The organism is Mediterranea massiliensis (genome assembly GCF_900128475.1).
GTDB lineage: Bacteria > Bacteroidota > Bacteroidia > Bacteroidales > Bacteroidaceae > Bacteroides > Bacteroides massiliensis_E.
Window position 1 is genome coordinate 392,156 of record NZ_LT635836.1, and the last position, 16,199, is coordinate 408,354.

A 16,199-nucleotide genomic window follows, 5' to 3' on the forward strand; every position below is an offset into this window, starting at 1 on the left:
CCTGCTGACATTCTTATTTGCCACGCTGCTGCACAGCCAGGAAATCCCTGCCGGGCAGCCGATAGCGGAAGAGCGGATTCAGGTGACCGCCTCTTCCGCTACCGTCTTGCAATGGTTCGGGTACATCGAACGCCAGCTGGACCTCACCCTGTCCTACAACCCCTCGCTCATCGACCTCCACAAGACCTGCCGCATCAGCGCTTCGGGGCAGATGACCGTGTCCCAGCTGCTCGCCCTGGTGCTGGAAGGCTACCGTTTCCGCACCACCTTCATCCCGCCGCGCAAACTGGCCATCCAGATTCATCGCCCGCAGACCTACTGCCTCAGCGGGAGCGTCGCGGAGGAAGGCAGCGGCGAACGGCTCTATGGGGCCGTCGTGGTGCTGGACGACGGCAAAGAAGGCAAGTGGCACGCCCTGACCGATGCCGACGGGCGCTTCCGCCTCTACCTGCCCGAGGGTTACTACCGCATGAACATCAGCTACATGGGCTATCAGCCCTACACCCAGCCCGTCCGTGTGGACCGCGACCGCACGCTCCGCCCCGCGCTCACGCCCCAGCTGTTCGAGATAGCCGAGGTCACTGTGAAGTCTTACAAGAACGGCGGCGAGCTGGGCGAGCTCACGCCTTCGAACCTCCTGTCGTTCAGCGGCAACGACCTGTTCTAGCAAATCTGGATACTGCCGGGCGTGACGGGCCTCCCCACCGGCTGCAACTTCCAGGTGGACGGCGGCAGCAGCGACGAAAACCAGCTCTTGCTGGACGGCGTGCCAGTCTACCACCCCGGCCACATCAACTCCCTGCTGCCCGTGTTCAACGGCGATGCCGTCAGGAGCATGGTCTTCCACAAAGGTTTCTTCCCCACCCGCCTCGAGGGCCGGCTCTCGTCGGTCACCGAAGTCAACCTCAAGGAAGGTAACCTGCAGGAGCACGTCCGCACCCTGACGCTCGACATGCCTGCCGCAGGCATCACCCTCGAGGGGCCCATCCTCAAGGACAAGCTGTCCTATCTGGTAAGCGCCCGCCGCAGCTGGCTCGACTTCTTCGACAACCTGCTGTCCGAAGACAGCCGCATGAACCACTCCACCTACGACTACAACGCCAAGCTGTCCTACCACCTGTCGCCCTCCAGCACGCTCCGCCTCATGGCCCAGGTGGGCGTACACTTCGTGGGCTACCTGCCCCGCCACCACCGCTCCTACTACAGCATCCAGCCCCGCTTCTCGCTGAAATACCAGCCGGCGGAAAAGGAGCTGCTCTACCTCCACTTCTCGCGGATGGAGCAGTTCTACCACAACCTGCGCTTCGACTACCTCTCCCTGCCCACCGACTTCCGCATGCCCAGCATCGACGGCTTCAGGCCGCGCTCGTCGGAGCACTACGAAGTGGGCTGGAAGCACTTTCTGGAGAACGGACAGCTGGACGTATCGGCTTACTACAAGACACGCCGCCACGTCGTGGCCCTGAGCCCCGACACCTCCATCGAAGATGCCCGACGGGACCAGTACATCATGACGGGCAACGGCGACAGCTATGGCGCCAAGGCCTACTTCTACAACACCTGGAAGCGCTGGACGCTCCAGCTGTCCTACGCCTATACGCGGAGCCGCGAATGGTTTCCCCGGCTGGAAGACCGCGGCAAGCTGCCTTCGCTCTACGACATCCCCCACCAGCTGGGAGCCGCCCTTTCCTGCCAGATAGGCCGCCACTCTTCCCTTTCGCTGGGCGGTACCGTGCGCTCGGGGCGGATTATCGAGTTGGACGAATTTCTCGACCCGCTTCCGGCCAACCGCTTCCGCACCGAGCGCGAACGCACCCGCTACCGCCTGGACGCAGGCTACTCCTTTCGGAAAGACGTCGGAGCCGACAAGTTGCTGTTGCTCCGCCTGGGCCTGTACAACATCGTGGGCAATCCGTCCGAAGAAGAGGTCCTGAGCTACTACTCCGTCCACTGGTATGGCAACTGCCTGCCCTACGCCTCGGTCAGCTTCAAGTTCTGACGAACAGGACGTATACAAGCGGCCGGCAGGATGTGGATTTTCTGTCTGCAGACCGTACGGTTCCTGAGGATGTGTCAAAATAAATCCATCATCCAAAATCATTGGTCCAAATCCCGCCGAACAAACTTCCGAATGCTTCTATGGGAATGTTTCAAACCCAAGGGGGGAATGTTTCAAACATTCGACCCCGATGTTTCAAACATAGAGGGTTTAGGATTCAAACCCAAATTCAGGGTGGCTTCATACAAAATCGGAAATTTCCCCTATAATGTAATTCTTTTTCACCATCATTGTCATCGCATAACGGAGAAGCAGACAGAAGAACCACCCTAAAATCAGAAATTATCCGAACATCCCCTGTACATCGTTCTATTTCCTTGCGTTTTACCGAGGTTATTCCAAAGAAATTGCGTAAGTTTGCCGACAATCGAAAAAACAACGATACGTATGCCAAACGACCTCATCGCCATTCTGGGCCCCACGGCCTCGGGCAAGACTCCCTTTGCGGCAGTACTGGCAGCCACGCTGGGCACGGAAATCATCAGTGCCGACTCGCGCCAGGTGTACCGCGGTATGGACCTGGGCACAGGAAAAGACCTGGCCGACTACCGCGTGGACGGACAGGATATCCCCTACCACCTGATAGACATCGCCGAGCCGGGCTACAAGTACAACGTCTTCGAGTACCAGCGCGACTTCCTGACGGCCTACGAAGACATCCGCCGCCGGGGCATGACACCCATCGTCTGCGGAGGTACAGGGCTCTACCTGGAAGCGGTGCTCAAAGGTTACCGCCTGCTGCCCGTACCCGAGAACCCCGAGCTGCGTGCCCGCCTGGCGGACAAGTCACTGGAGGAACTGACCGAAATATTGAAGACCTACAAGACCCTGCACAACACCACGGACGTGGACACGGCCAAACGCGCCATCCGCGCCATCGAGATAGAAGAACACTACCTGCATACGCCCGTGGACGAACGCTCGTTCCCCCAGCTGAAGAGCCTCATCATCGGCGTGGACATCGACCGCGACCTGCGCCGCGAGAAGATAACCCGCCGCCTGAAGCAGCGGCTGGACGAAGGGATGGTGGATGAAGTGCGCCGCCTGCTGGAGTGGGGCATCGCGGCGGAGGACCTCATCTACTACGGACTGGAATACAAGTACCTGACGCTCTACGTCACCGGCCACCTGACCTACGACGAGATGTTCCACGGGCTGGAGACGGCCATCCACCAGTTCGCCAAGCGGCAAATGACCTGGTTCAGGGGCATGGAACGGCGCGGATTCACCATCCACTGGATGGACGCACGACTGCCCATGGAAGAAAAGATTGCATTTGTCAAGCAAAAACTCAAAGAGAATTTGTAAATTTGCAGGAACAACGGCGGCGAAGGGAAGATTCCCCCTCGACACCACCTAACGAAAGGACAAAGAGCTATGACGAAATCACCCGAAAAATGGGGGGTGATATACAACCCCAAGGCCGGCACGCGCAAGGTGCAGAAACGGTGGAAAGAAATCAAGGAATACATGGACAGCCGGGGCTTGGCCTACGACTACGTGCAGTCCGAAGGATTCGGCTCGGTGGAACGGCTGGCAGGCATCCTGGCCAACAACGGCTACCGCACCATCGTCATCGTGGGCGGCGACGGCGCACTGAACGACGCCATCAACGGCATCATGAACTCCGACGCACCCGACAAGCAGAACATTGCCCTGGGCATCATCCCCAACGGCATCGGCAACGACTTTGCCGACTACTGGGAGATGAGCGACGACTACAAGGAGGCGGTGGACTGCATCGCACACGGACGTCATCGGCGCATCGACGTGGGCACATGCTACTACTACGACGGGCAGAAGCACCTGACTCGCTACTTCCTGAACGCCATCAACATCGGCCTCGGAGCCCGTATCGTGAAGGTAACCGACCAGTGCAAGCGCTTCTGGGGCGTGAAACCACTGTCCTACTTCATGGCCCTGCTGTCGCTCATCTTCGAACGGAAGCTGCACCGCATGCACCTGAAGATAAACGGCGAACACATCCGCGGACGCATCATGACGGTGTGCATCGGCAGTGCGCGCGGCTACGGACAGGTACCCAGCGCCGTGCCCTACAACGGCTGGCTGGATGTCTCCGTCATCTACCGCCCCGAACTGCGCCAGCTGCTCAGCGGCCTGTGGATGCTGATACAGGGACGCATCCTGAACCACAAGGTGGTGCACCCCTACCGCACACAGCACGTCAAGGTGCTGCGCGCCCAGAACGCCGCCGTCGACCTGGACGGGCGCATCCTGGACCGCCACTTCCCGCTGGAGATAGGCATCCTGCACGAAGCCGTCACACTGATTATACCGGAATGAAAAGTAGCGGTTAGTGGTGAGCGGTGAGCGGTGAGCATCCCCACTTCCTGCTAACCACTAACCTTTCACCGCTAACTACTAACCCCTAAATAAATGAACAACCTGATTGAACAACTGACCCATAACCCGGCAGGCAACTTCTTCCTGCTGGCAGGCCCCTGCGTCATCGAAGGCGAAGACATGGCCCTGCGCATCGCCGAAAAGGCGGTAACCATCACCGAAAAGCTGAACATCCCCTACGTATTCAAGGGCTCGTACCGCAAAGCCAACCGCTCGCGGCTGGACTCCTTTACCGGCATCGGCGACGAGAAGGCGCTGAACATCCTGAAGAAGGTGCACGACACCTTCGGTATCCCCACCGTGACCGACATCCACACCGCCAGCGAAGCCGCCATGGCCGCCGAATATGTGGACATCCTGCAGATACCCGCCTTCCTGTGCCGGCAGACCGACCTGCTGGTGGCCGCCGCACAGACGGGCAAGACCATCAACATCAAGAAAGGACAGTTCCTCTCGCCCCTGGCCATGAAATTTGCCGCCGAGAAGGTGGTGGAGGCCGGCAACCCGCAGGTGATGCTGACCGAGCGCGGAACGACCTTCGGCTACCAGGACCTGGTAGTGGACTTCCGCGGCATCCCCGAAATGCAGACCTTCGGCCACCCCGTAGTGCTCGACGTGACCCACTCCCTGCAGCAGCCCAACCAGACCAGCGGCGTGACGGGCGGCATGCCCCAGCTCATCGAAACCATCGCCAAGGCCGGCGTAGCTGCCGGAGCCGACGGCCTCTTCCTGGAAACGCATGAGAATCCGGCCGTGGCCAAGAGCGACGGAGCCAACATGCTGCGCCTGGACCTGCTGGAAGACCTGCTGACCAAGCTGGTGCGCATCCGGCAGGCCATCCGATAAACGAATAAAAAAATCGGGCGGGCCGTGTGACTTTCGTCCACCCCCTCCGACTGATACATACAGAAAACCTAAAAAATGAGTTATGAGACATTTATTTAAGAAAACTCTCCTGGCCGCAGTCATCATCTGCGGCAACATGGGCATCCTCTTCGCCCAGCAGATGCCGCCCGTCCCCATGGACGCGCAGGTACGCGTGGGCAAGCTGGACAACGGACTGACCTATTACATCCGTCACAACGAAAAACCTGAAAACCGTGTGGAATTCCATATCGCACAGAAGGTGGGCTCCATCCTCGAAGAACCGCAGCAGCGCGGACTGGCCCACTTCCTGGAGCACATGGCCTTCAACGGCACGAAAAACTTCCCCGGCGACGAACGCGGCCTGGGCATCGTGCAGTGGTGCGAAACGAAAGGCATCAAGTTCGGCGTGAACCTCAACGCCTACACCTCGGTGGACGAAACCGTCTACCGCATCAGCAACGTGCCCAGCACGGACGCAGCCGTAGTAGACTCCTGCCTGCTCATCCTGCACGACTGGAGCAACGCCATCCTGCTGGCCGACCAGGAGATTGACAAGGAGCGCGGCGTCATCCGCGAAGAGTGGCGCAGCCGCAACAGCGGTATGCTCCGCCTCTACACCGAAGCACAACCCGTCATCTATCCCGACTCGAAGTACAGCGACTGCATGCCCATCGGCAGCATCGACGTCATCAACAACTTCCCCTATCAGGACATCCGCGACTACTACGCCAAGTGGTACCGTCCCGACCTGCAGGGCATCATCATCGTGGGTGATATCGACGTAGACCAGATGGAAGCCAAGATCAAGTCGGTATTTGCCGATGTGAAGAAGCCCGTCAACCCCGCCGAACGCATCTATTACCCCGTGCCCGACAATGCCGAGCCCCTTATTTATATAGGTAAGGACAAGGAGATAGACAGCCCCAGCATCGACATCTACTTCAAGCACGACGCCACGCCCGACTCCATCAAGGGTACCATGGCCTACCTGGTACAGGACTACCTGATGAGCGCCATCACCATGATGATGAACGAGCGCCTGAGCGAACTGGCACAGAGCGCCAACCCGCCCTATGTGAACGCCGGCTGCTATTACGGCAACTTCTTCCTGTCCAAGACGAAGGAAGCCTTCAACATCTCGGGTACCGCCAAGGACAACGGCCTGAAGGAAACCCTGGCTGCCCTGCTGACGGAAGTGGAACGCATGCGCCGCTACGGCTTCACGGAGTCTGAGTATGCACGTGCCCGTGCCAACATCCTGCAACGCATTGAGTCGTCCTACAACGAACGTGCCAACACGAAGAACGACACGTACGTGAACCAGTGCATCCAGAACTTCCTCGACGCCGAACCCATGCCGGGCATCGAATACGAATACACGGTCTACAACCAGATAGCCCCCAACATCCCGGTGGCACTGGTGAACCAGCTTGTACAGCAGCAACTGATTCCCGACAACAACGAGGTGGTCATCATATCGGCCCCCGACAAGGAAGGCGAAGTAATCCCCACCCAGGAAGAGGTGCTGGCACAGCTCAACGGCATGAAGCAGCTCGACGTGAAGCCTTATGAAGACAAGGTGAGCAACGAACCGCTGATGAAGGAAGCTCCCAAGGGCGGCAAGATTGTATCAGAGAAGGCTGACGCCATCTACGGCACAACGGAGCTGACCCTGTCGAACGGCGTGAAGGTCTACGTGAAGAAGACCGACTTCAAGGCCGACGAAATCCGCATGAGCGCCTTCAGCCTGGGCGGAACGAGTCTGCTGCCCGACAGCGACAAGCTGAACTTCAACCAGGGTATCCTGAACGGCGTCATCTCGGCCGGCGGACTGGGCGACTTCAGCAACGTGGAACTGACCAAGATGCTGGCCGGAAAGAAGGTATCGGTTGATGCAGGTGTAGGCGGCACGCAGGAATACGTACACGGCAACTGCTCGCCCAAGGACTTCGAAACGATGATGCAGCTCACCTACCTGAGCTTTACCGCTCCGCGCAAGGACATGGAAGCCTTCGCCTCCTTCAAGACACGTCTGAAAGCACAGTTGGAAAACGCAGCTGCCAACCCGCTGTCGAGCATCAACGACACCATCAGCGCAATGATGTACGGCAACCACCCGCGTTACCTCTCGCTGAAGCCCGAACTGATTGACCAGATTGACTACGACCGCGTGCTGCAAATCTATAAGGAACGCTTTGCCAATGCGGGCGACTTCACCTTCTTCCTCGTGGGCAACATCGATCTGGAGCAGACGAAGCCCCTCATCGAACAGTATCTGGGCAGCCTTCCCTCGACCGGAGCCAAGGAAACCGTACGTGACAACCACATGGACATCGCCAAAGGTATCCTGAGCAAGACCTACGCCAAGGAACAGCAGACTCCGATGGCCACCGTCTTCATGCTCTACAGCGGCGACTGCAAGTACAACCAGCAGAACAACCTGCTGATGAGCTTCCTGACACAAGCCCTCAACATGGTCTATACCGAGGAAGTCCGCGAGAAGGAAGGCGGCACGTACGGCGTCAGCTGCTACGGAGGCCTGAACAAATATCCGACGGAAGACGTGATGATGCAGATTGTATACCAGACCGATCCTGAGAAATTCGAGAAGCTGAACGCCGTCATCGACCGCGAAATGCAGAAGATGGCAGCCGAAGGCCCGAGCGACGAACACCTGCAGAAGATCAAGGAATACATGCTGAAGAAGTATGGCGACAACCAGAAGGAAAACAGCTACTGGGTAAACAACCTGAAGGAATACTTCTGCAACGGTGTGGACAACACGAAGGACTATGAGGCTGCCGTCAATGCCATCACCAAAGCCGACGTGCAAAAGTTTGCCGCCGACCTGCTGAAGCAAGGCAACAAGATTACGGTAGTGATGACCGTACCCGAAAAGAAGTAATATTTTAAAGCTACGAGCTACAAGCTACAAGTGACGAGCTACTGGCGACAAGTGACAAGTATGAAATGTAACAACTCATAACTCGTAGCTTGTAGCTCGTAGCTCGTCACTTGTAGCTAATAACCAATAACTAAAACATGAACCTGTTTCTCGAACTGCGCCGACATGGCAAGCTGGCCGACAAACGCCATCCCATGTACGACAAAAACAAATTCGGCCGATTCTGGATGTATCTCATGGCCGCCTTCTGGGCCGGTTACCTGATATTCTTCGGCACAACATTCGCCTTCGCCCTGAGCGACGAGTCGCGCGAACCCTACCAGATCATCAACGGAGTCCTGATTATCATCCTGGCTCTCGACTTCCTCATCCGTTTTCCTTTCCAGAAAACCCCTACACAGGAGATGAAACCTTATCTCTTGCTGCCCATCCGACGCAAGCGGCTAATAGACTGCCTGCTGCTGCGCTCGGGACTGAGCACATTCAACCTCTTCTGGCTCTTTTTCTTCGTGCCGCTGGCCATCATCAGTGTGGCACGCTACTACGGCGTGGCAGGTGTCGTGACCTACAGCATCGGCATCTGGCTGCTGATGGTGATGAACAACTACTGGTTCCTGCTGTGCCGCACGCTGATGAACGAACGCGTCTGGTGGGCCTTCCTGCCGGTTGCCGTCTACGCCGCCATCGGCTGCGCCCTGTTCATTCCCGATGACAGCCTGCTGCTCGACGGGTCCATCACGCTGGGCGAAGGATTCATTACCGGCCATCCGCTCTGCTTCCTCGGAGTCATTGTCGCCATCGCCCTCCTGTGGCTGGTCAACCGCAAGGTGATGCAGGGGCTGGTGTACAACGAACTGAACAAGGTGGAAGATACGACGGTCAAGGTACGCAGCGTATCGGAATACCGCTTCCTGGACCGCTACGGCGAGATTGGTGAATACATGCGCCTGGAGCTGAAGATGCTGCTGCGCAACAAGGTATGCAAGGCTTCGCTGCGATCCATCATCATCGTCGTAGTGGCTTTCAGCCTCATCCTCAGCTTCACCGAAGCCTACGACTCCGCCGGAATGAAAAGTTTCATCATGGTGTACAACTACGTCATCTTCGGCATCATGTTCCTGCTGAGCATCATGAGCTACGAAGGCAACTACATCGACGGGCTGATGAGCCGCAAGGAGTCTATCTACTCGCTGCTGCGTGCCAAGTACATCCTCTACAGCATAGCCATCCTGATTCCCTTCCTGCTGATGATTCCCGCCATGGTGACGGGCAAGCTGACAGTGCTGAGTTGCCTGTCCTGGGCCATTTTCACCGCCGGGGCCATCTACTTCTGCCTGTTCCAGCTGGCTGTGTACAACAATCACACCCTGGACCTCAATACCAGGCTGACCAACCGCAAGAACATGGGAACGGGACTGCAGAACCTCATCTCCTTTGCCGCCTTCGGTCTGCCCCTGCTGCTGAACTTCATCCTCAACCTATGGCTGGGCGAAACGACAACAGGCATCGTGCTCATCATCATCGGCCTGGGATTCATCCTCACCTCGCGCTTCTGGCTGAAGAACATCTACCACCGCTTCATGAAGCGCCGCTACAAGAACCTCGAAGGATTCCGCGACAGCCGGCAGAAGTAAAACCCGGACAGCAAATCATTTAACACTATATACCTATAATATATGATAACCATCAACCAACTCCAAAAGAAATTCGGCGAAAAGACCGCCGTCAACATAGAAAACTATACCATCAACCAGGGTGAGATGCTGGGCCTCGTAGGCAACAACGGTGCGGGCAAGACGACCCTCTTCCGTCTCATCCTGGACTTGCTGCAGGCCGACCGCGGCAACGTCACCATTGACGGGACCGACGTCAGCAAGAGCGAAGACTGGAAAACCTTCACCGGCGCCTTTATCGACGACGGCTTCCTTATCGACTATCTGACACCCGAAGAATACTTCTACTTCATCGGCCGCATGTACGGACTGAAGAAGGAGGAAGTGGACGAACGCCTCCGCCCCTTCGAACGCTTCATGAACGGCGAAGTGCTGGGGCAGAAGAAATTCATCCGCAACTACTCCATGGGCAACAAGCAGAAGATAGGTATCATTTCAGCCATGCTCCATCATCCGCGCCTGCTCATTCTGGACGAACCGTTCAACTTCCTGGACCCTTCGTCGCAGGCCATCATCAAGCACCTGCTGAAACGCTACAACGAAGAGCATAAGGCCACCGTTCTCATCTCGAGCCACAACCTGAACCATACGGTGGACATCTGCCCCCGCATCGCCCTGCTGGAACACGGCGTCATCATCCGTGACATCGACAATACCGACGGCTCGGCCGAAAAGGAACTGGAAGATTACTTCAATATAGGAGTAAAGGAAGAGGAACTGGAGGAAGAACAAGAAGGAACCGGACAGTCCCAGGACGCCCCAACCTCTGAAACAGCCCAGCCCCAAACGGAGGCAGAAGCATGATGGGCCGTCTGTACAGACTGCTGCTGCCAGCCTTGTTGCTGCTCTGCCTAAGCTCCTGCCACACGTCGGCCCCACGGCTGGACTACCGTGCCCTGGCCCGCGCCTCGGTGCGGCTGAGCATGGATATCGGGCCGAAGGACAACCACCGCCTGTACCTCACCGCCGCCGAATGGATAGGCACGCCCTACCGCAACGGCGGACATACGAAAAGGGGAACGGACTGTTCGGGGCTGGCAGGAGAAATCTACCGGAAGGTGTACCATGTCCGCCTGCCACGCAGCACCGGCGAACAGATGAAAGCTTGCCGGAAAGTGGCACGCCGCCAGCTGAAGGAAGGAGACTTGGTGTTCTTCCACAACGGAAAGTCACGAAAGAAGGTGACGCATGTAGGCATCTACCTGAAAGACGACAAATTTGTCCACGCCAGCACCAGCCGGGGCGTCATCGTGAGCAGCCTCAACGAAGACTACTGGCACCGCTGCTGGATGCGTGGCGGACGCCCCTAAATCATTTGCACTTCTTATAATCGGCAATCAACCCCTCACGCATCCAGTTGGCCAGTGCCTGGCGGTTGTCGCTGATGACGAAGCGGCGCTGGTCGAAGCTGTTCTGGATGTTGCCCAGCTCCACGAACAAAGCCGGCGGCGTAGAGTTGAGCAGCACATACAGGTTGCGACTGCTCACCGTCCCCTCGAAACCACGGTTGGGCTGATGGCGGTCGTACTTCCGTTCGAACGTGTTCTTCATGCCACGTGCCAACTGCTCGCCATACTTGCTGCCCGGCGCATGATAGAAGAAGACATCGGTCTGTGCCCGCTTGCTGCGACTGTCCACATGCAGGAAAACCGAACGGCAATACTTGTACTTCTTACGGTCACTGCGATAGAGTTCGTTGATCTTGACACAACGCTGTTTCAGACGTTCCACCTGATTGAGCGGAATGGGGTCGCCCATACACGTTTCGCGCTTGCTGTTCTTCAGGTAGTTTCCGTCACGGATGCCGTCCTTTTTATCTTGAATGATAATATGTACTTCCGCACCTTCCTGCATCAGGTTGCGAGCCAGGCGGAGAGCCACGTCGTAGGCATATTCGTCCTCGTGCAGTTCGTGACCGTTCAGACGCCCGATGGCGCCGGGATCGGGTCCGCCATGGCCGCTGACTATGTAGAAGCAGGCTCCAGCCAGACTGCTGCCCGTCACTTTGACATGCGAAAGTTTCTTGCCGAACAGCGGCTCCTTTATTTCCCGATTCTTTGCCGGAGCAGAGGCTCCTCCTTTCCCTTTCAGCGGAGGAAGCACGTAGCGTACCCCCAACAACAGTTCCCGTTTGCCTTTCAGCTTCTTCTCGTTCAGCCGCAGGAATTCCTTATAATAAGCCCGGCCGGGGCGGTGATTGCGCTGGAGGAACGAAGAAATACCCTCGCCTCTGCGAGGGGTGTCGGTAGTCTGCTGGGCTGCCACAGAGAGGGTGAACAAGGCCAATACAAAGGAAAGTAAAAAATGTCTCATTCTATTAAATCCACTAAAAATCCTGTTTCAGCCGACAAAATTACAGTATTTTCCGTACTTTTGCGAGAAATAATTGCATATAAAATACTAAAAACGATACAAATATTTGATTATGACCAAGCGATTCAAACCCGAAACCCTGTGTGTACAGGCCGGCTGGTCTCCCAAGAAAGGAGAACCCCGCGTACTCCCCATCTACCAGAGTACAACCTTCAAATACGAGACAAGTGAACAAATGGCCCGCCTCTTCGACCTGGAAGACAGCGGATATTTCTATACCCGCCTGCAAAACCCCACCAACGATGCCGTAGCAGCCAAGATTGCCGCTCTCGAAGGTGGTGTAGCCGCTATGCTGACATCCAGCGGACAGGCTGCCAACTATTATGCCATCTTCAACATCTGCCAGGCCGGCGACCATTTTGTCTGCTCTTCGGCCATCTACGGCGGTACGTTCAACCTTTTCGGCGTAACCATGAAGAAACAGGGCATCGACGTGACGTTTGTCAACCCCGACGCCTCGGAAGAAGAAATCTCGGCAGCCTTCCGGCCCAACACCAAGGCGCTGTTCGGCGAAACCATCTCGAATCCGGCACTCGAAGTGCTCGATATCGAGAAATTTGCCCGCATCGCCCACAAGCACGGTGTACCCCTGATTGTAGACAATACGTTCCCCACGCCCATCAACTGCCGTCCCTTCGAATGGGGAGCCGACATCGTGGTACACTCCACCACCAAGTACATGGACGGACATGCCACCAGCGTAGGCGGCTGCATCGTGGACAGCGGTAATTTCGACTGGGATGCCCATGCCGACAAGTTCCCCGGCCTCTGCACCCCCGACGAGTCGTACCACGGCCTGACCTACACAAAAGCTTTCGGCAAGATGGCCTACATCACCAAGGCTACCGCCCAGCTGATGCGCGACCTGGGCAGCATCCAGTCGCCCATGAACGCCTTCCTGCTGAACCTGGGACTGGAAACTCTGCACCTGCGCATGCCGCAACACTGCAAGAACGCACAGGCCGTGGCCGAGTACCTCGAAAAGAACGACCGCGTGGCATGGGTCAACTATTGCGGACTGCCCAGCAACAAATACTACGCACTGGCACAGAAATACATGCCCAACGGTTCGTGCGGCGTCATCTCCTTCGGTCTGAAGGGCGGACGTGACGTAGCCATCAAGTTCATGGACCACCTGAAACTGGCCGCCATCGTGACCCACGTGGCCGATGCCCGTACGTGCGTGCTCCATCCTGCCAGCCACACACACCGCCAGCTGACCGACGAACAGCTCATCGAAGCCGGCGTACGCCCCGACCTCATCCGCTTCTCGGTAGGCATCGAGAATGCCGACGACATCATCGCCGACATCGAACAGGCACTGAACGCCTGACAAACATCGTCCAACGAAACAACTAAGAAGATATGGTAAAGATTACGAAAGAAGCCGCTTTGCTCTATCACTCGATGGGCAAACCGGGAAAGATTGAAGTGGTGCCCACCAAACCGTACACCACGCAGACCGACCTCTCGCTGGCCTACTCGCCCGGCGTAGCCGAACCTTGTCTCGAAATCGAGAAGAATCCGGAAGATGCCTACAAGTACACAGCCAAAGGCAACCTGGTGGCCGTCATTTCGAACGGTACCGCTGTGCTCGGACTGGGCGACATCGGTGCCCTGAGCGGCAAGCCGGTCATGGAAGGCAAGGGACTGCTGTTCAAGATTTATGCAGGAATTGATGTGTTCGACATCGAAGTGAACGAAAAGGACCCTGAAAAATTCATCCAGGCAGTAAAAGCTATCGCTCCTACCTTCGGAGGCATCAATCTGGAAGACATCAAGGCTCCCGAATGCTTCGAGATAGAACGTAGGCTGAAGGAGGAACTAGACATCCCCGTAATGCACGACGACCAGCACGGAACGGCCATCATCTCGAGCGCCGGGCTGCTGAACGCCCTCGAAGTGGCCGGCAAGCGGATTGAAGACGTGCGCATCGTGGTGAACGGTGCCGGCGCATCGGCCATCTCGTGCACCAAGCTGTACGTGTCGCTCGGCGCCCGCCGTGAAAACATCCTGATGCTGGACAGTAAGGGGGTCATCACCAGCGACCGCGAAAACCTGACCGAACAGAAACGCTTCTTCGCCACCGACCGTCGTGACGTACACACACTGGCCGAAGCCATCAAGGGAGCCGACGTCTTCCTCGGCCTGTCCAAAGGCAACGTGCTGACGCAGGACATGGTACGCTCGATGGCCGACCATCCCATTGTCTTCGCCCTGGCCAACCCCACTCCGGAAATTTCCTACGAAGAAGCCATGGCCGCCCGCCCCGACGTGCTGATGTCTACCGGCCGTTCGGACTACCCCAACCAGATCAACAACGTCATCGGCTTCCCCTATATCTTCCGCGGTGCGCTCGATACGCACGCACGTGCCATCAATGAGGAAATGAAAATAGCCGCCGTACACGCCATCGCCAACCTGGCCAAACAGCCCGTACCCGACGTCGTGAACGAAGCCTACCACGTGAACAACTTCACCTTCGGACCGGAATACTTCATTCCGAAACCCGTTGACCCGCGTCTCATCACGGAAGTATCGTGTGCCGTAGCCCGTGCCGCCATGGAGAGCGGTGTGGCCCGAAAGGAAATCAAAGACTGGGACGCCTACTGCCTGCAGCTGCGCGAACTGATGGGCTACGAAAGCAAGCTCACCCGCCAGCTCTACGACACCGCCCGTCGCAACCCACAACGCGTGGTCTTTGCCGAAGGCATTCATCCCAACATGCTGAAAGCTGCCGTCGAAGCGAAAGCCGAAGGCATCTGCCATCCCATCCTGCTGGGTAATGACGAAGCCATCGTGAAGCTGGCCAAAGAACTCGACCTGAGCCTCGAAGGTATCGAAATCGTCAACCTGCGCCACCCCGACGAAGCACCGCGCCGCGAACGCTATGCACACATTCTGGCGCAGAAACGTGCCCGCCAGGGTGTCACCTACGAGGAAGCCAACGACAAGATGTTTGAACGCAACTACTTCGGCATGATGATGGTCGAGACGGGTGAAGCCGATGCTTTCATCACCGGCCTCTATACCAAGTACAGTAACACCATCAAGGTAGCCAAGGAAGTCATTGGTATCCGCCCTGAATACAAGCATTTCGGCACCATGCACATCCTCAACTCCAAGAAGGGTACTTACTTCCTGGCCGACACGCTCATCAACCGTCACCCCGATACGGACACGCTGATCGACATCGCTAAGCTGTCGGAACACACTGTCCGCTTCTTCAACCACACGCCGGTAATAGCCATGCTGAGCTACTCCAACTTCGGTGCCGACACAGAGGGAAGCCCTGTCAAGGTACACGAAGCCGTAGACTACATGCAACAGAACTATCCCGAACTGGCCATCGATGGCGAAATGCAGATGAACTTCGCCATGAACCGCGAGATGCGCGACAAGAAGTACCCCTTCACACGTCTCTTCGGGAAGGATGTCAATACACTGGTGTTCCCTAACCTCAGTTCGGCCAATTCGGCCTACAAACTGCTGCAGGCCATGGACACGGACGCCGAACTCATCGGCCCGATACAGATGGGACTGAACAAGCCCATCCACTTCACCGACTTCGAAAGCTCCGTGCGCGACATCGTGAACATTACTGCCGTAGCCGTTATCGACGCCATTGTCGACAAAAAGAAAGCTGAACAATGAAAAAGCCGCTATCCAAATCACAAATAGTCTGCATCACGCTGCTTTGGGCGTTACTTTGCTACTATGTTCTGGTGTACAGCGAACGGATTGACGGTCCGGTCATCCTGATGATACTCATTTCGGCAGCCTTGGTATTCATCCCCGTCATCCAGTCACTGAAAAAGCGGTAATATATTATCTTATTTCCATTAAAAGCGAGATAAAACAACAAATATGACGTTTTATCTCGCTTTTTATTTATAATTTGTTTGTTTATGTCATTTTTATATTTACATTTGCAACCGCAACTAAAAAAACAACTATA

At 56.7% G+C, this 16,199-nt stretch carries 13 protein-coding genes; 12 read left to right on the plus strand and 1 reads right to left on the minus strand.

The genetic code is table 11. The features are described from left to right. Positions 1 to 82 precede the first annotated feature (82 nt). From BQ7483_RS18005 to BQ7483_RS06440, 9 genes are all read left to right on the plus strand, one after another. Complete coding sequence (locus tag BQ7483_RS18005) at positions 83 to 667, plus strand: carboxypeptidase-like regulatory domain-containing protein (RefSeq protein ID WP_235847313.1); 585 nt, start codon at positions 83 to 85, stop codon at positions 665 to 667. A 21-nt stretch (positions 668 to 688) separates the two neighbouring features. After that, on the plus strand, positions 689 to 1,999 hold the full coding sequence (locus BQ7483_RS06400; protein WP_235847314.1) for a TonB-dependent receptor domain-containing protein: 1,311 nt from the start codon (positions 689 to 691) through the stop codon (positions 1,997 to 1,999). Between the two features lie 447 nt (positions 2,000 to 2,446). Then, complete coding sequence (gene miaA / locus BQ7483_RS06410; protein ID WP_072545278.1) at positions 2,447 to 3,367, plus strand: tRNA (adenosine(37)-N6)-dimethylallyltransferase MiaA; 921 nt, start codon at positions 2,447 to 2,449, stop codon at positions 3,365 to 3,367. A gap of 69 nt (positions 3,368 to 3,436) precedes the next feature. Then, positions 3,437 to 4,363 (plus strand): diacylglycerol/lipid kinase family protein, encoded by a 927-nt coding sequence (locus BQ7483_RS06415; protein WP_072545279.1) that lies wholly within the window; start codon positions 3,437 to 3,439, stop codon positions 4,361 to 4,363. A gap of 93 nt (positions 4,364 to 4,456) precedes the next feature. Next, complete coding sequence (gene kdsA, locus BQ7483_RS06420) at positions 4,457 to 5,269, plus strand: 3-deoxy-8-phosphooctulonate synthase (protein WP_022020473.1); 813 nt, start codon at positions 4,457 to 4,459, stop codon at positions 5,267 to 5,269. Between the two features lie 82 nt (positions 5,270 to 5,351). Continuing rightward, the gene (locus BQ7483_RS06425; protein ID WP_072545280.1) at positions 5,352 to 8,195 is read left to right on the plus strand and encodes a M16 family metallopeptidase; all 2,844 of its coding nucleotides are present in this window, start codon (positions 5,352 to 5,354) and stop codon (positions 8,193 to 8,195) included. A 137-nt stretch (positions 8,196 to 8,332) separates the two neighbouring features. Then, positions 8,333 to 9,829 (plus strand): DUF5687 family protein, encoded by a 1,497-nt coding sequence (locus BQ7483_RS06430; RefSeq protein WP_022020471.1) that lies wholly within the window; start codon positions 8,333 to 8,335, stop codon positions 9,827 to 9,829. Between the two features lie 42 nt (positions 9,830 to 9,871). After that, on the plus strand, positions 9,872 to 10,672 hold the full coding sequence (locus BQ7483_RS06435) for an ABC transporter ATP-binding protein (RefSeq protein ID WP_022020470.1): 801 nt from the start codon (positions 9,872 to 9,874) through the stop codon (positions 10,670 to 10,672). Next, entirely contained in the window at positions 10,669 to 11,178 is a 510-nt protein-coding gene (locus BQ7483_RS06440; RefSeq protein ID WP_072545281.1) for a C40 family peptidase, read from the plus strand. Before BQ7483_RS06435 ends, BQ7483_RS06440 begins: the two co-directional genes overlap by 4 nt. Before the next feature lies 1 nt (position 11,179). Here BQ7483_RS06440 and BQ7483_RS06445 read toward each other — a convergent pair whose 3' ends face one another. Continuing rightward, a complete protein-coding gene (locus tag BQ7483_RS06445) occupies positions 11,180 to 12,181 on the minus strand; it encodes an N-acetylmuramoyl-L-alanine amidase family protein (protein WP_022020468.1) in 1,002 nt (333 codons plus the stop codon). A 112-nt stretch (positions 12,182 to 12,293) separates the two neighbouring features. On the opposite strand from BQ7483_RS06445, the gene BQ7483_RS06450 reads away from it, so the two are divergent. From BQ7483_RS06450 to BQ7483_RS17880, 3 genes are read left to right on the plus strand one after another with little or no spacing between them, the layout of a single operon-like run. Next, entirely contained in the window at positions 12,294 to 13,574 is a 1,281-nt protein-coding gene (locus BQ7483_RS06450) for an O-acetylhomoserine aminocarboxypropyltransferase/cysteine synthase family protein (protein WP_072545282.1), read from the plus strand. Between the two features lie 32 nt (positions 13,575 to 13,606). Continuing rightward, positions 13,607 to 15,895 carry an NADP-dependent malic enzyme gene (locus BQ7483_RS06455; RefSeq protein WP_072545283.1) on the plus strand — a complete coding sequence of 763 codons (2,289 nt, stop codon included), beginning with the start codon at positions 13,607 to 13,609 and terminating at the stop codon, positions 15,893 to 15,895. Beyond that, positions 15,892 to 16,065, plus strand: coding sequence for a hypothetical protein (locus tag BQ7483_RS17880; RefSeq protein ID WP_022020465.1), 174 nt, complete (start codon positions 15,892 to 15,894; stop codon positions 16,063 to 16,065). The genes BQ7483_RS06455 and BQ7483_RS17880 overlap by 4 nt, the downstream gene beginning before the upstream one ends. Positions 16,066 to 16,199: the final 134 nt, after the last annotated feature.

Coding starts and splice junctions, on each gene's coding strand:
- miaA (WP_072545278.1), top strand. CDS start 2,447: ATGCCAAACGACCTCATCGCCATTCTGGGCCCCACGGCCTCGGGCAAG.
- BQ7483_RS06415 (WP_072545279.1), top strand. CDS start 3,437: ATGACGAAATCACCCGAAAAATGGGGGGTGATATACAACCCCAAGGCC.
- kdsA (WP_022020473.1), top strand. CDS start 4,457: ATGAACAACCTGATTGAACAACTGACCCATAACCCGGCAGGCAACTTC.
- BQ7483_RS06425 (WP_072545280.1), top strand. CDS start 5,352: ATGAGACATTTATTTAAGAAAACTCTCCTGGCCGCAGTCATCATCTGC.
- BQ7483_RS06430 (WP_022020471.1), top strand. CDS start 8,333: ATGAACCTGTTTCTCGAACTGCGCCGACATGGCAAGCTGGCCGACAAA.
- BQ7483_RS06435 (WP_022020470.1), top strand. CDS start 9,872: ATGATAACCATCAACCAACTCCAAAAGAAATTCGGCGAAAAGACCGCC.
- BQ7483_RS06440 (WP_072545281.1), top strand. CDS start 10,669: ATGATGGGCCGTCTGTACAGACTGCTGCTGCCAGCCTTGTTGCTGCTC.
- BQ7483_RS06445 (WP_022020468.1), bottom strand. CDS start 12,181: ATGAGACATTTTTTACTTTCCTTTGTATTGGCCTTGTTCACCCTCTCT.
- BQ7483_RS06450 (WP_072545282.1), top strand. CDS start 12,294: ATGACCAAGCGATTCAAACCCGAAACCCTGTGTGTACAGGCCGGCTGG.
- BQ7483_RS06455 (WP_072545283.1), top strand. CDS start 13,607: ATGGTAAAGATTACGAAAGAAGCCGCTTTGCTCTATCACTCGATGGGC.
- BQ7483_RS17880 (WP_022020465.1), top strand. CDS start 15,892: ATGAAAAAGCCGCTATCCAAATCACAAATAGTCTGCATCACGCTGCTT.